This is a genomic window from Streptomyces sp. NPDC091287 (assembly GCF_044768525.1).
Taxonomy (GTDB): domain Bacteria; phylum Actinomycetota; class Actinomycetes; order Streptomycetales; family Streptomycetaceae; genus Streptomyces.
In genome coordinates this window covers 367,672-380,778 of the sequence record NZ_JBIVUV010000004.1, presented here as the reverse complement: position 1 = coordinate 380,778, position 13,107 = coordinate 367,672, and the positions used below count along the sequence as shown (strand labels likewise).

The following is a 13,107-nucleotide window of genomic DNA, read 5'->3' as shown; positions in this document are numbered from 1 at the left end:
TGGTGAACCCCGGTCGCACCGCCCGCCCCGGAGTCCGGGCCTCGTCCTTCGCGGGGTCCCCCTACGGGCGCGTACGCCTGGAGTCTGACGTGGATCCAGCCATCAGGGCTGACGACCCCTGTGGCCCGCGCCACTAACGTCGTTTCCGTGACAGCCGTTATCGCTACCGAAGCCCTGAGCATGCGGTTCCCCCGGGTGACCGCACTTGACCGGCTCACGTTGGACATCGGACCGGGTGTGACCGGTCTGGTGGGTTCCAACGGAGCCGGCAAGTCCACACTGATCAAGATCCTGCTGGGTCTCTCCCCCGCCACCGAAGGCCGGGCCGCAGTGCTCGGGCTCTCCGTCGCGACCAGCGGCGCCGCCATCCGGGAGCGGGTGGGGTACATGCCCGAGCACGACTGCCTGCCGCCCGACGTCTCGGCGACCGAGTTCGTCGTGCACATGGCCCGCATGTCGGGGCTGCCGCCCACGGCGGCCCGTGAGCGCACGGCCGACACCCTGCGCCACGTCGGCCTCTACGAGGAGCGCTACCGCCCCATCGGCGGCTACTCGACCGGCATGAAGCAGCGGGTCAAGCTGGCCCAGGCCCTCGTCCACGACCCCCAGTTGGTCCTCCTCGACGAGCCGACCAACGGCCTGGACCCGGTCGGCCGTGACGAGATGCTCGGCCTGATCCGCCGGATCCACACCGACTTCGGCATCTCCGTGCTGGTGACCTCGCACCTCCTCGGCGAACTGGAACGCACCTGCGACCACGTCGTCGTCATCGACGGCGGCACGCTCCTGCGCTCCAGCTCCACCAGCGACTTCACGCAGACCACCGCGACCCTCGCGGTCGAGGTGACCGACAGCGACGCCCACCCCGACGGCACCGGCGCGCTGCGCAAGATCCTCACCGACGCCGGGGTCACCCTCATCGGCCATGACGGGATCGACACGGAGGGGCTGCCGGGCGCGGGCCACATCCTGCTGATCGAGGCGGCCGGCGAGGACACGTACGACCTGGTCCGCGACAGCGTCGCCGGGCTCGGACTCGGCCTGGTCCGTATGGAACAGCGCCGCCACCACATCGCCGAGGTCTTCCGTACCGAACAGGGCGGGGCGCACAGCACCGCCGTCCGGGCCGGGGCCGCCACCGCCGGGGCCGTACAGCAGAAGGGAAGCGGTCGCGATGAGCACTGAGACCGGGACCGCGGCCGGGCGCGACGCCTCCCGGATCCACAACATCGGCTACCGCTCCTACGACGGACCGCGGCTCGGCCGGGCCTACGCCCGCCGCTCCCTGTTCTCGCAGACGCTGCGGGGCTCCTTCGGACTGGGCCGTTCCGCCAAGTCCAAGGTGCTGCCCATGCTGCTGTTCGGCGTGATGACGCTGGTCGCGGCGATCCTGGTGGCGGTCTCCATGGCCGCCCCGGATGCCAGTAAGCTGGTGGTGGAGTACACCTCGTACGCGATCTACCTCCAAGCCGTCATCGGCCTGTTCATCGCCGCCCAGGCACCGCAGGCGGTATCCAGGGACCTTCGTTTCAAGAGCGTCCCCCTGTACTTCTCGCGGCCGATCGAACGCGCCGACTACGTGCTGGCGAAGTTCGCCGCCACCGCCGCCGCGCTCTTCATCCTCACCGGCGCGCCGCTGCTCGTCCTCTATGTGGGCGCGCTGCTCGCGAAGTTCGACTTCGCCGATCAGACCAAGTGGTTCGGCCAGGGGCTGGTGTCGGTGGCGCTGCTGTCCGTGCTGTTCGCCGGCCTCGGCCTCGTGATGGCCGCCCTGACCCCGCGACGCGGCTTCGGCGTCGCCGCGGTGATCGCCCTCCTGACCATCACCTACGGCGCCGTCTCCACGGTCCAGGCCATCGCCTGGGAGACCGGGTCGGAGGGGGCCGTGCAGTGGCTCGGCCTCTTCTCGCCGATCACGCTGATCGACGGCGTCCAGACCGCGTTCCTCGGCGCGACCTCCGCCTTCCCCGGAGGGGAAGGCCCGGGGGCCGGCACCGGCGTGGTCTACCTGTTCGTTGTTCTCGCGCTCGTCGCCGGCTCGTACGCCGTTCTGATGCGCCGCTACCGGAGGGTCGGGCTGTGACCACCATCGAGATCGACCACACCTCGCGCTGGTTCGGCAACGTGGTCGCCGTCAACGACGTCTCCATGACCGTGGGGCCCGGCGTCACCGGACTTCTCGGCCCGAACGGCGCCGGGAAGTCCACCCTCATCAACATGATGGGCGGATTCCTCGCCCCCTCGACGGGGAAGGTCACGCTCGACGGCCGACCGATCTGGCGCAACGAGGCCGTCTACAAGGAGATCGGCATCGTCCCGGAGCGGGAGGGGATGTACGACTTCCTCACCGGCAAGGAGTTCGTCGTCGCCAACGCCGAACTGCAGGGTCTGGGAGGCGCCGAGGCGCAGAGGGCGCTCGCCACGGTCCAGATGGAGTACGCGCAGGACCGCAAGATCTCCACGTACAGCAAGGGCATGCGCCAGCGCGTGAAGATGGCGTCCGCGCTGGTCCACGAGCCCTCGGTGCTGCTCCTGGACGAGCCGTTCAACGGGATGGACCCACGCCAGCGGATGCAGCTGATGGAACTGCTGCGGCGGATGGGGGCCGAGGGACGCACGGTCCTGTTCTCCTCCCACATCCTCGAAGAGGTCGAGCAGTTGGCCTCGCACATCGAGGTGATCGTGGCGGGCCGTCATGCCGCGTCCGGCGACTTCCGGAAGATCCGCCGGCTGATGACGGACAGGCCGCACCGCTACCTGGTGCGCTCCAGCGACGACCGGGCCCTCGCGGCCGCGCTCATCGCCGACCCGTCCACGGCGGGCATCGAGGTCGATGTGACCGAGAAGGCGCTGCGCGTCCAGGCCGTCGACTTCGGGCGGTTCACCGAACTGCTGCCGAGGGTGGCCCGTGAGCAGTCCATCCGGCTGCTGACCGTCTCGCCGTCCGACGAGTCCCTCGAATCGGTCTTTTCCTACCTCGTAGCGGCCTGAGTAGTGGCCTGAAAGGAGCTGTGCACCGTCATGTACGACCCCACAGTCGCCCGGCTCACCTACCGGGCCCTGCTCGGCCGGCGCCGGGCCGCCATCCTGTTCGTCCTGCCCGCACTGCTGCTGGTGATCGCCGCCGCCGTGCGCATGTTCGCCGGAGCCGATGACCAGATCGCCGCGAACGTCCTCGGCGGCTTCGCCATCGCCACGATGGTGCCGCTGATCGGCGTGATCGCGGGTACCGGGGCGATCGGCCCCGAGATCGACGACGGCTCGATCGTCTACCTGCTCGCCAAGCCGGTGAAGCGGCCCACGATCATCTTCACCAAGCTCATCGTGGCCATCGCGGTGACCATGGTGTTCTCCGCCCTGCCGACGCTCCTCGCGGGCTTGATCCTCAACGGCAACGGCCAGCAGATCGCCGTCGCCTACACGATCGCGGCGCTGGTCGCCTCGATCGCGTACAGCGCCCTGTTCCTGCTGCTCGGCACGGTCAGCCGGCACGCGGTCGTCCTCGGCCTGGTCTACGCGCTGGTCTGGGAGGCCCTGTTCGGCAGCCTGGTGGCCGGCGCGCGGACGCTCAGCGTCCAGCAGTGGTCGCTGGCGGTCGCCCAGAAGGCCGCGGGCGACGGCGCGGTGACCTCGGAGGTCGGCCTGCCGCTCGCCACGGTCCTGCTGGTCGTGGTCACGGTCGCCGCCACCTGGTACGCGGGCCAGAAGCTGCGCGCGCTGAAGCTGGCGGGCGAGGAGTGAGTCTTCCGGCCTGAGCCCCCGCGCCCCGACGACCCCCGCCCTTTCGGACATGGGCGGGGGTCGTCGTATAAGCGGACAGACGCGCGCGTAACTGTACGTTTATCGGGTCGTTGGGCAGGGTGCGTGGAGGCAACTGGAATCCGTGGCGTCGTAGCGATCGTGAAATCGGGGAATGCCGGCACCGGGTGAGGCTCAGCCCACCGGACCGGTCATCGAGTGAGTGGCAACCGTGAGCGTCCTCCACCCCTGAAGCCCGGGGTGTGGGCCGTCCTCGTCATTCCCTCGTACGAAAGGCACACCCATGCCCACGGAAGTCGCCCTGCTCGAATCGCGCGCGCTGCGCGGGGAGCAGATGGGGCGCGTCGACGTCCTCGACAAGGTGAAGAGCCTGGTCATGCTCCCGGACGGAATTCACGTTCGCACAGAGGATGTGGCTCGTTACTTCGAAGTATCCACAGGGGCGGTCAGGAGGGTGACCGACCGGCATCAGGAGGAGTTCACCGAGAACGGCATGCGGGTGCTGCGCGGCGCTGACCTGCGGTCCTTCCATAGCGACATGTTGTCGCTATGGGCCCGTGACGGGGTGGAGAGTTATCCACAGGCGGCCACGCAACTGCGGCTCTACACCCGCCGCACCGTCCTCAACATCGCCATGCTTCTTCGCGACAGCGATATCGCCCGCTGCGTGCGTACGTACCTCCTCGACGCCGAGGAGGCGCTCCGCAGCCGGTACGCCTCCCTCGACCAGCGCGTCACGCGCATCGAGAGCTGCCTCACCGGAGTCGGCAGCGCGCTGCAGGAGCTCGGGCCGGTGCTGGTGCGGATGTCGGAGCGGCTCGACAGTCTGGACCGAAAGGTGGAGGTGACGCACCAGGTGATCGGGGCGATGAGTCTGCGGCTGACGGACGTGCAGCAGGACGTCGTCCGCCTGGACGGGCGGCTGGACTACTTCGCCCGACAGCTGAAGGATCTGCGCCGCCGTAGCGGGCAGCGCGGGCAGCGCTGAGACCGGCGGCCCGGCACCGTGGGAAACGGTGCCGGGCCGCTGTCGTGCTGCCGGGTGGGGCGCCCTACTGCACGGGCACCGAGCGGAGCAGTTCCTCCAGCACCACCGCGATGCCGTCGTCATCGTTGGATGCCGTGATCTCGTGGGCGACGGCCTTCAGGTCGTCGTGGGCGTTGGCCATGGCCACGCCGTGGTGGGCCCAGCCGAACATCGGGATGTCGTTCGGCATGTCGCCGAAGGCGATCGTGTCCGCCGCCTTCACGCCGAGCCGGCGGGCGGCCAGCGAGAGGCCGGTCGCCTTGCTCAGGCCCAGCGGCAGGATCTCGACCACGCCGGCCCCTGCCATGACCACGTCGACCAGGCTGCCTACCGCCGCCCGCGCGGCGAAGGCCAGCGCGTCGTCGTCCAGCTCCGGGTGCTGTATGTAGACCTTGTTGAGCGGGGCGGTCCACATCTCGGTGGCGTCGTCCACGAAGAGATACGGGAGCGGCCCCTCCTGCACCTGGTAGCCGGGGCCCACCAGCACCTCGCCGTCCAGCCCGTCGCGGCTGGCCGCCAGGTGCAGCGGGCCGACCTCCGCCTCGATCTTGGACAGCGCGAGACCGGCGAGCTGCCGGTCCAGGGTCAGCGAGGTCAGCAGCTTGTGCTCGCCCGCGTGGTAGACCTGCGCGCCCTGACCGCAGACCGCGAGCCCCTCGTAACCGAGGTCGTCCAGGATGTGCCGGGTCCAGGGGACCGCACGTCCGGTGACGATGATGTGCGCGGCGCCGGCCGACGTGGCGGCGGCCAGAGCCTCGCGGGTGCGCTCGGAGACCGTGTCGTCCCCGCGCAGCAGTGTGCCGTCGAGGTCGGTCGCGACGAGCTTGTAGGGGAAGGTCACTTGGCGACCGGTTCCAGGACCTCGCGCCCGCCCAGGTACGGACGGAGCATCTCGGGCACCCGGACCGAACCGTCGGGAAGCTGGTGGTTCTCCAGGATCGCCACGATCGTGCGAGGTACGGCGCAGAGCGTGCCGTTCAGCGTGGCCAGCGGCTGGACCTTCTTGCCCTCGCGCATCCGGACGGACAGGCGGCGGGCCTGGAAGCCGTCGCAGTTCGACGCGGAGGTGAGCTCGCGGTACTTGCCCTGGGTCGGGATCCACGCCTCGCAGTCGAACTTCCGCGAGGCGGAGGAGCCGAGGTCACCGGTGGCGACGTCGATCACCTGGAAGGGCAGTTCGAGGGCGGTGAGCCACTGCTTCTCCCAGTCCAGGAGCCTGCGGTGCTCGGCCTCGGCGTCCGCGGGGTCGACGTACGAGAACATCTCGACCTTGTCGAACTGGTGGACGCGGAAGATGCCGCGGGTGTCCTTGCCGTACGTGCCGGCCTCGCGTCGGAAGCACGGGGAGAACCCGGCGTACCGCAGGGGCAGCTTGTCGGCGTCGATGATCTCGTCCATGTGGTACGCGGCGAGGGGTACCTCGGAGGTGCCGACCAGGTAGTAGTCGTCCTTCTCCAGGTGGTACACGTTCTCCGAGGCCTGGCCGAGGAAGCCGGTGCCCTCCATGGCGCGGGGGCGGACCAGTGCCGGGGTGAGCATCGGGATGAAGCCGGCCTCGGTGGCCTGCGCGATCGCCGCGTTGACGAGGGCGAGCTCCAGGAGCGCGCCGATGCCCGTGAGGTAGTAGAACCGCGAGCCGGAGACCTTGGCCCCGCGCTCCATGTCGATGGCGCCGAGCGCCTCGCCGATCTCCAGGTGGTCCTTGGGCTCGAAGCCCTCGGCGCCGAAGTCCCGGATGGTGCCGTGGGTCTCCAGGACGACGAAGTCCTCCTCGCCGCCGACCGGCACGTCCTCGTGGACGATGTTGCCGAGCTGGAGCAGGAGCCGCTTGGCGTCCGCGTCGGCCTCGTCCTGGGCGGCGTCGGCCGCCTTGACGCCGGCCTTGAGCTGTTCGGCCTTCTTGAGGAGCTCGGTGCGCTCCTCGGGGGTGGCCTTGGGAATCAGCTTGCTGAGGGACTTCTGTTCAGCACGGAGTTCGTCGAAGCGGACGCCGGACGACCTGCGCAGCTCGTCGGCGGAGAGCAGGGCGTCGACGAGGTCGACGTCCTCTCCACGGGCGCGCTGGGAGGCGCGAACACGGTCGGGGTCCTCACGGAGCAGGCGAAGGTCAATCACCCCTCCAGGCTACCGGTGCGCGGTTCTCGCACTCGAACCGATATTGCCGAGCGTGTCACTTTGACCGAATTGCCGGAATTGATATTTCTGAGGCGGGAAGGGCGGAGATGGGGGTCAATAACGGTGGTTAACTCCCCTGAACAGGGCAGAAGGTGTGATCGTCCTTGACGCACCCGCCTTGAGCGGCGCGGGAGTTGGGGGCGCGTCGGTCGCCGTTGTCCACAGGTGGCCCCGCATCGGAATAGTTATCCACAGGCTGTGTGGAAGTTCTGTGGATGCCGGAGGTCATTTGCTCCGGAACTCGGACGAAGCCCTGCGGAATCCCCAGTCAAACCCGCTCCGCGTGCTCGTTCGGGTGGGAATTCGTCGCCCTAAAGAGTTGATCAAGAGAATTGGGGCGACATGGGCGCCTCGTGCCGCCTCATGGTGCCTCGTTCCTCTGTGGATGGCTCCGGGTGACTGGGTTGATTTGTCGATGATGTCGCATTGCGGTGTCGACTTGTCCCCAGGCTGAGGACCCTCCTGTGGATAACTCTCCGGAGTGCGTGACTATCTGTAGATCGCACCGCTGCGGAGCGCGTAAGGAGGCCGCCCCGGGAGCCTTCGCACCGGGGCTTCTCCTGCCCCTCCGTCAGATCCGGCCGTCCTGGCTGCGCGCCAGCCAGTCGGAGGCTTCCGTGAACGCCGTGTCCGACGTGCCCGCCCGCAGCGGCGGCACCTCGTCCGGGGAGACGCCCGCCCGCGGGTACGAGCCGAGGAACCGCACCTTCGGGCTGATCCGCTTCAGCCCCATCAGGGCCTCCCCGACCCGCCGGTCCGCGATGTGTCCCTCGGCGTCCACGGCGAAGCAGTAGTTGCCGATGCCCTCGCCGGTCGGGCGCGACTGGATCAGCATCAGGTTGACGCCGCGCACCGCGAACTCCTGGAGCAGCTCCAGGAGGGCGCCGGGACGGTCGTCGCCCAGCCAGATCACCACGGAGGTCTTGTCAGCGCCGGTCGGTGCGGAGGGCCGGGCGGGTCGGCCCACCAGGACGAACCGCGTCTGGGCGTTCTCCGCGTCGTGGATCTCCGTCACCAGCGGCTCCAGGCCGTAGGTCGCGGCGGCGAACTCCCCGGCGAACGCGGCGTCGTACCGCCCCTCCTGGACCAGCCGGGCCCCGTCCGCGTTGGACGCCGCCGACTCCCACAGAGCCCCCGGGAGGTGGGTCGCCATCCAGTTGCGCACCTGCGGCTGGGCGGCCGGGTGCGCGGTGACCGTCTTGATGTCCGACAGCTTGGTCCCGGGCCGTACCAGCAGCGCGAAGGTGATGGAGAGCAGCACCTCGCGGTAGATCATCAGCGGTTCCCCGCCGGCCAGCTCGTCCAGCGTCGCGGTGATGCCGCCCTCGACGGAGTTCTCGATCGGCACGAGCGCCGCCGCCGCCTCGCCGCAGCGCACGGCGTCCAGGGCGGCCGGCACGGACACCATCGGGACGAGTTCCCGGGTGGCGGCTTCCGGGAGCGTACGGAGGGCGACCTCGGTGAAGGTGCCTTCGGGACCGAGATAGGCGTAGCGCGTGGCTGACATACGGTCACCCTAATGCGCCCCGCGAGGCCCGCCGCGCTGTCTCAGAATGCGGTCGGAAGGGCGCGGGAAGACCACGCCACACGCGCTTCCCGACCGGAGCCACAAGCGCTTCCCGACCTGAGCCACCCGCGCTTCCCGGCCGGAGCGAGGACGGGGCGAAGACGGCGCGTGCGCCCCTATGACTCCAGCAGCCGCTGTCCCACGTACTCGCCCTCCGCCGCCCCGCCCGGGACCGCGAACACTCCGCTCGCCTCGTGCCGGAGGAACGGCGACAGCGCGTCGCCCCGGTCGAGTTTGCGCTGCACGGGCACGAAGCCCCGGAACGGGTCCGCCTGCCAGCAGATGAACAGCAGTCCGGCGTCCGGAGCGCCGTCCTCCGCGATGCCGTCGTGGTACGAGAACGGGCGGCGCAGCATGGCGGCCGCGCCGTTCTTTTCGGGCGAGGAGATCCGGGCGTGGGCGTTGTCGGGGATCACGAGCCTGCCGTCCGGGCCCGCCTTGTCGAGGTCCATCTCCGTGGTCTCGCTCCCCCCGCTGAGGGGCGCCCCGTCCGCCTTGCGCCGCCCGATGACCCGTTCCTGGCGTTCCACCGGAAGCTTCTCCCAGTCGTCCAGGAGCATCCTGATCCGGCGGACGACGGCGTACGAACCGCCCTCCATCCACTCCTGCGGCTTCCCGGGCGAGGCGGGGACGAAGACGCGCCGGTCGAAGTCCTCGTCGGCCGGCTTCGGGTTTCCGGTCCCGTCGATCTGGCCCATCAGATTGCGGGCGGTCATCGGGCGGGCGGTCGCGCCGGGGGTGCGGTTGAAGCCGTTCATCTGCCACCGCACCCGTGCCGTGCCCGCGGCTTCCTTCTGGAGGGCCCGCAGCGCGTGGAAGGCGACCAGCGCGTCGTCCGCGCCGATCTGCACCCACAGGTCGCCGTTCGACCGCTCGGCGTCGAGGGCGTCGGCGGAGAACGCGGGCAGCGGGTCGAGCGCGGCGGGCAGGCGGGCGGTCAGACCGGTGCGCGCGAAGAACGTACGGCCGAAGCCGAAGGTGACGGTCAGGGACGACGGCCCCGCGTCCAGGGCGATCCCGGTGTCGTGCCCGGGGCCGTCCGGCCCGCCCGCGGCGGGGCGGCCCGCCATCAGCTCCTTCGCCACCGCGGACCAGCGCCGCAGCAGAGCCGACGCCTCCTTGCGCCCGGCGCCCGCCGCCAGGTCGAAGGAGATGAGATGGCCCCGGGCCTGAAGCGGAGTGGTGATCCCCGGTTGATGTTTCCCGTGAAACATCGCCTCGGTCGCCCCGACGGTCGTCAGCGCGGCCGTCTCCTCGGGGCGGGTGGCGGCGTACCCGGCGGCCCCGCCCCCGGCCCCCAGCACCAGCCCCGTGGCGCCCGCCGCACCCGCCGTGCCCAGCAGCCGCCGCCGCGACACGCCGGTACCGCCGGCGTTGTCGGCGCCCGGGGAACCGGTGGCGGGGCTGCCCGGGGAGCCGGTGGCGGCGGTCTCGTCCGGGGTCTGCTTCTTGGTCTTGCTCACCGTGCTCAGCCGATCTTCGCGTTCTTGTCGATGGTGACCTGGTCGATGTCGGAGGTCCGTACCGTCACGTCGACCTTCCAGTCCCCGGCCATCGGGATCTGTACGCCGCTCGCCGTCCAGTGCCCCTCGGCCAGCCGGTCCGGGACGACCGGCAGCGGGCCGATGTCCTTCGACTCCAGGGTCAGGGCCACCTTCAGCTCGGGAACGTCCATCGGCTCGCCGTCGCTGCCGTCGATCCACACATGCAGATCGTTGGATCCGGTGCGGCCGGGGTCGATGTCGATGCGGACGGTGCCCTTGCCGTTCTCGCCGCCGGTGTCGAACGGCATGCTGAGGTTGACCGGGCCGCCGGCGGCGGGGGCGGTGGCCGCGGTGGCGCCGGCCGCGGCCTCCTCCTCCGTACGGCCGGGTTCGGTGGACGTCAGCATGGTGGTGACGGCCAGCAGGACGACGGCGACGGCGGCTTCGGCCAGCACCGAGCGGCGCAGCCCGGAGCGCTCCGGGTCGGCGTCCCGTATCCGCTTCTTCTTCGTCGCGGTCAGAACGGCCCGCTGACGGGCCAGTTGCGCGGCGCGCTCGGGGGCGATGTCGTCGTCTGGAGCCTCGGGAGCCTCGGGAGCCTCCGGCGACGTGGCTGGGGCCGGGGCGGTGTTCCCCGGCTCGGTCGCGGCGTCCGATTCCTCGGCTCCGGAGGAGGCGACCGCGGTGTCCGTCAGCCGCCCCGTCCAGCGCCGGGAGAACCAGGCGACGGCGAGCAGGACGGCGATCAGCGCCACCTTGAGGATCAGCAGCTGCCCGTAGCGCGTCCCGGTCAGCGCCGACCAGGAGCCGACCTGCCGCCAGGACTGGTAGATCCCGGTCGCCGCCAGGACCACGACACTGCCGAACGCGACCGCGGAGAAGCGCCGGACCGCTGCGCTCCCGATGTCCGGCGTCCGGTACAGCGCGACCAGGAGCGAGGCGAGCCCACCGAGCCACGCGGCGACGGCCAGCAGGTGCAGGACATCCACCGGCATGGCGATGGACGCCTGGATGCCGGTCGAGGCGTGCTCGGACATCGCCCAGGTGGCGGCGATGCCCGCCGCGACGACCCCGCCCCCGACGGCGAGGCCGAAGGTGAGGTCCTTCTTCTCCCGCTCGTCCTCGCGCCGGGCGTACGTACCGAAGAGCACGGCGATGAACAGGGCGGCGGCCCCGAGCAGCAGCAGCCGGGAGACGAGGGCGGCGCCGGGCTTGGTGTCCAGGACGGACTGGAGCCCGGCGAGGTCGAAGGCGTCGGCGAACTTCCCGCTGCCCGTGTACGGGTTGCGCAGCAGCAGCATGACCAGGGTCGCCGCGGTCAGGGTGAGCCAGCCGCGGACCACGAGCCGCTGCATCGGCAGGGCGGACGCGCCCCGCCGCCAGCAGACCAGGACGAACGCGCTGCCGCCGACGAGCAGCACGAATCCACCGTAGGCGGCGTAGCGCGCGATGTCGTAGACGACGCCGACCGGGCCGCCCCCCACCTCCTGGGAGGACAGGGCCACGGTGGTCTCGGACGGGGCGCCGATGGAGAACGTGAACGCGCCGGAGATGGGGTGGCTGTCGGCGGAGATCGCCTGCCAGGCCACCGTGTAGGTGCCGTCCGGCAGACCGGAGTGGAGTGCGACGCCGTAGCGGACGGTGGAGCCCTCGGAGAGGTCGCGCGGTTCGGCCTCGGTGTCGGCGCGCTTGCCGCTGGGGTCGAGGACGCGGATGGAGTCGTCGCCCACGGCGATGGCCTCGGAGAAGCTGAGGGTGACCTCCTTGGGCGCGGTGTCCACCACCGCCCCGTCCTGCGGGTCGCTCCCGGTGAGGGCGGCGTGCGCGGACGCCGGGCCCGCGCCGGCCAGCAGCAGCCCGAACACCAGGCTGAGCAGCGCGGCGAGGAGCGCGGCGGCGGCGACGGGCCGTCGTATCGGGGACGGTCCGGAGTACGGGGCGGTGGCAGACATCGATTCAGTCCCTCACTGCTTCTTCGGGTTGTGGGTGGTTTCCTTCACCGGCAGGTCGACCGTGATGAGGCCGGCCTTCTCGAAGTGCAGCTCGACGGAGACCTTCTCGCCCTGCTTGGGCTTCTGCTTGAGCTTCATGAACATGATGTGGTTGCCACCGCGTTCGAGGTCGAGCTCGCCCTTGGCGGGCACCTCGAACGAGGAGACCTCGCGCATCTTCTGGTTCTTCGTCTCGTGGATCGTGACGTCGTCGGAGAGCGGACTGGTCACCGAGGTGAGCCGGTCCCCGGCATCGCCGTTGTTCTGGACGACGAGGAACCCGGCGGCCATGTCGCTGACGGGCTGCGGCAGATACGCGCCGACGACCTTCAGGTCGGGCGCGCTGTCCGACGAGCAGCCGGCCAGCGTCAGCCCCGTGGTGAGGGCGAGGACGCCGGCGAGGGCCGCCCGGCGGTTCACGGAGCCTCCCCCTTGAGCAGCTTGGGGAGGTCCTTCGTGTACTCCTCGGCGGTGGTGTCCTCGCCGTAGAGCACATACCCCTTGTCCGTCTTCGGGGAGAAGGCGATGACCTGGGCGCCGTGCATCGAGACGACGGTCCCGTCCTTCTCCTTCTTCGGCGCGTCGATGCCGATGCCGATCTGCCGCGCCCCGGCCTGGATGGTCGGGAAGTCGCCGGTGAGGCCGGTGAAGGAGGGGTCCTGGGCGGAGAGCCACTCGCCGAGCGAGGCGGGGGTGTCGCGCTCGGGGTCGGTGGTGACGAAGACGACCTGGAGCTTTTCCTGGTCGGCCTTGGGCAGTTCCCGCTTGGCGAGCGAGATGTTGCTCATGGTCAGCGGGCAGACGTCGGGGCATTTGGTGTAGCCGAAGTAGATGAGCGTCGGCTTGCCCTTGGTCGCCTCGCGGAGGTCGTACTCCTTGCCGTGGGTGTCGGTGAGGACGAGGTTCGGCTTGGTGAACGGCTGGTCGAGGACGGTCGCGGCCTTGTCCTTCGGCGCGGCGCTGACGTCGGCGACGGCCGATGAGCCCGCCTTGTCGTCACCGGTGCCGCAGGCGGAGAGGGCCAGTGCGGCCGCGGCGGCGAACGCCACGGCCGTCACTGCTTTTTTGTTGCGCATGGGGTGAGGTGTCCTGAACGTGGTGCGG

Annotated in this window: 12 protein-coding genes; 5 read left to right on the top strand and 7 right to left on the bottom strand. The window is 70.3% G+C overall.

All coding sequences use genetic code 11. From position 1 onward, the window contains the following. The first annotated feature begins 180 nt into the window (after positions 1 to 180). From ACIQRW_RS08420 to ACIQRW_RS08400, 5 genes are all read left to right on the top strand, one after another. Positions 181 to 1,185, top strand: a complete 1,005-nt coding sequence (locus ACIQRW_RS08420; protein WP_403756428.1) for an ABC transporter ATP-binding protein — start codon at positions 181 to 183, stop codon at positions 1,183 to 1,185. After that, positions 1,175 to 2,083 carry an ABC transporter permease gene (locus ACIQRW_RS08415; RefSeq protein ID WP_403756222.1) on the top strand — a complete coding sequence of 303 codons (909 nt, stop codon included), beginning with the start codon at positions 1,175 to 1,177 and terminating at the stop codon, positions 2,081 to 2,083. The genes ACIQRW_RS08420 and ACIQRW_RS08415 overlap by 11 nt, the downstream gene beginning before the upstream one ends. Continuing rightward, complete coding sequence (locus ACIQRW_RS08410) at positions 2,080 to 2,991, top strand: ABC transporter ATP-binding protein (protein ID WP_403756219.1); 912 nt, start codon at positions 2,080 to 2,082, stop codon at positions 2,989 to 2,991. Before ACIQRW_RS08415 ends, ACIQRW_RS08410 begins: the two co-directional genes overlap by 4 nt. Positions 2,992 to 3,021: 30 nt before the next feature. Next, positions 3,022 to 3,741 carry an ABC transporter permease gene (locus ACIQRW_RS08405; protein WP_403756216.1) on the top strand — a complete coding sequence of 240 codons (720 nt, stop codon included), beginning with the start codon at positions 3,022 to 3,024 and terminating at the stop codon, positions 3,739 to 3,741. A gap of 301 nt (positions 3,742 to 4,042) precedes the next feature. Then, positions 4,043 to 4,747, top strand: a complete 705-nt coding sequence (locus ACIQRW_RS08400; RefSeq protein ID WP_403756213.1) for a hypothetical protein — start codon at positions 4,043 to 4,045, stop codon at positions 4,745 to 4,747. Between the two features lie 64 nt (positions 4,748 to 4,811). On the opposite strand, the gene ACIQRW_RS08395 is transcribed toward ACIQRW_RS08400, so the two are convergent. From ACIQRW_RS08395 to ACIQRW_RS08365, 7 genes are all read right to left on the bottom strand, one after another. Continuing rightward, positions 4,812 to 5,627, bottom strand: a complete 816-nt coding sequence (locus ACIQRW_RS08395; RefSeq protein ID WP_403756210.1) for an HAD family hydrolase — start codon at positions 5,625 to 5,627, stop codon at positions 4,812 to 4,814. Further along, positions 5,624 to 6,901, bottom strand: a complete 1,278-nt coding sequence (gene serS / locus ACIQRW_RS08390; protein ID WP_403756207.1) for a serine--tRNA ligase — start codon at positions 6,899 to 6,901, stop codon at positions 5,624 to 5,626. Before serS ends, ACIQRW_RS08395 begins: the two co-directional genes overlap by 4 nt. 631 nt (positions 6,902 to 7,532) lie before the next feature. Then, complete coding sequence (gene pheA / locus ACIQRW_RS08385; RefSeq protein WP_403756204.1) at positions 7,533 to 8,468, bottom strand: prephenate dehydratase; 936 nt, start codon at positions 8,466 to 8,468, stop codon at positions 7,533 to 7,535. A gap of 176 nt (positions 8,469 to 8,644) precedes the next feature. Continuing rightward, positions 8,645 to 9,991 (bottom strand): iron uptake transporter deferrochelatase/peroxidase subunit, encoded by a 1,347-nt coding sequence (efeB, locus tag ACIQRW_RS08380; RefSeq protein ID WP_403756202.1) that lies wholly within the window; start codon positions 9,989 to 9,991, stop codon positions 8,645 to 8,647. Positions 9,992 to 9,996: 5 nt separating this feature from the next. Beyond that, entirely contained in the window at positions 9,997 to 11,964 is a 1,968-nt protein-coding gene (locus ACIQRW_RS08375; RefSeq protein WP_403756199.1) for a copper resistance CopC/CopD family protein, read from the bottom strand. A 12-nt stretch (positions 11,965 to 11,976) separates the two neighbouring features. Further along, positions 11,977 to 12,423 (bottom strand): copper chaperone PCu(A)C, encoded by a 447-nt coding sequence (locus tag ACIQRW_RS08370; RefSeq protein WP_403756196.1) that lies wholly within the window; start codon positions 12,421 to 12,423, stop codon positions 11,977 to 11,979. Then, positions 12,420 to 13,079, bottom strand: a complete 660-nt coding sequence (locus tag ACIQRW_RS08365; protein WP_403756193.1) for an SCO family protein — start codon at positions 13,077 to 13,079, stop codon at positions 12,420 to 12,422. Before ACIQRW_RS08365 ends, ACIQRW_RS08370 begins: the two co-directional genes overlap by 4 nt. Between the last annotated feature and the right edge of the window lie 28 nt (positions 13,080 to 13,107).